At 69.3% G+C, this 1,327-nt stretch carries 1 protein-coding gene; it reads right to left on the bottom strand.

What is annotated here, in order from left to right:
• Window positions 1-41: 41 nt before the first annotated feature.
• Entirely contained in the window at window positions 42-1,271 is a 1,230-nt protein-coding gene (locus tag ACFYZQ_RS40235; protein WP_389159271.1) for an IS701 family transposase, read from the bottom strand.
• Window positions 1,272-1,327 lie beyond the last annotated feature (56 nt).

The raw sequence follows: 1,327 nt of genomic DNA on the forward strand, positions 1-1,327 counted from the left end.
CCTCAGCAGGTCCTGAAGGGCATCGAGGACCTGGTAGAGGGTCAGGCCGGCGTCTGGGCTTTTGGGTCGAGCCGCCGGAGGGTGAGGAAGGCCTGGGCGGCGGTGACGAGGGTGACGTGGTGGTGCCAGCCGCGCCAGGTGCGGCCCTCGAAGTGGTCCAGGCCCAGGCCGTGCTTGAGCTCGCGGTAGTCGTGCTCGATCCGCCAGCGCATCTTGGCCCACCGCACCAGGTCGGCGATGGGGGTGGTGGCGGGCAGGTTGGTCATCCAGTAGCCGGTCGGCGGATCGGCTTCTTCGGGCCGTTCGACCAGCAGGGTCCGCAACGGCAGCACGCCGTCCCAGCAACGGGGTCCTCCGGCCTGTTCCTGGGCGGCGCGGGTGGCTTCCTTGCCCGACGGCCTGACCTGGAGCACGGCGAAGTGCGAGGTCATCGTGCCCTTGCTGCCCTGACGCCAGGTGACCTCCTCGAAGACGGTGGCCTCGTCGATGAGGCCGGGCAGCGAGCGGGGCTTGTCACGGTAGCGGGGCAGAGTGGGCGGTCCCAGCCCGCCATAGGCCGGCTGATACGGCTCGGCGTCGGCGGGCCGCGCGATCTCTTTGGGGTCGACGGCCATCACATAGGACCAGCCGCGCTCTTCCAGCGCGAGCCGGAAAGTGACGCTGCGGCCGTAACCGGCATCCGCCACGATCACCGGCACCTGCAGTTTCTGCGCGGCCAGCCGGTCCAGCAGCCCCAGAGCCAGGTGCGTCTTGGAAACATGCCCCACTGCCTGGGGTATCCCGGCTCGCTGCCGCCGCCGGTCGTCGTGCGCCCATTCCTCGGGCAGGAACAGCTCCCACTCCAACGGGCACGATGCGGTGTCGGTGGCCGCGTGCACGCTGACCGCGACCTGGCAGTTCGCCCGCTTGCCCAACGCTCCGCAGTACTGGCGGGCCACCCCGGCCGAGGCGGTGCCGCACTTGGGGAACGACACATCGTCGACCACCCACACCTCGGGCCTGACGGCCTCGCACAACCGCTCGGCGATCCGCCGCCGCACCGGCAGCGGATCCCATGGCGACTGGTTCACGAACTGCTGCAGGGCCTGCATGTTCCCGTCCGGCAGGCGCTCGGCCATCGGCTGGATCGACTTGCGCCGGCCGTCCAGCATCAGGCCCCGCAGATAACACTCACCCCACCGCCGCTGATCCCGCCGCGGAACCGAAGCGAACACATCGGCAACGAACTCCGATAACTCACCCCGGAGCCGTTCCACCTCCCCCAACCTCATACCAGGACAATGCCCACCACCAGCCGAGATCACCCAACGTAACGAAGCACTACTAG

This window comes from Streptomyces sp. NPDC001843, from assembly GCF_042891955.1.
Lineage (GTDB): Bacteria > Actinomycetota > Actinomycetes > Streptomycetales > Streptomycetaceae > Streptomyces.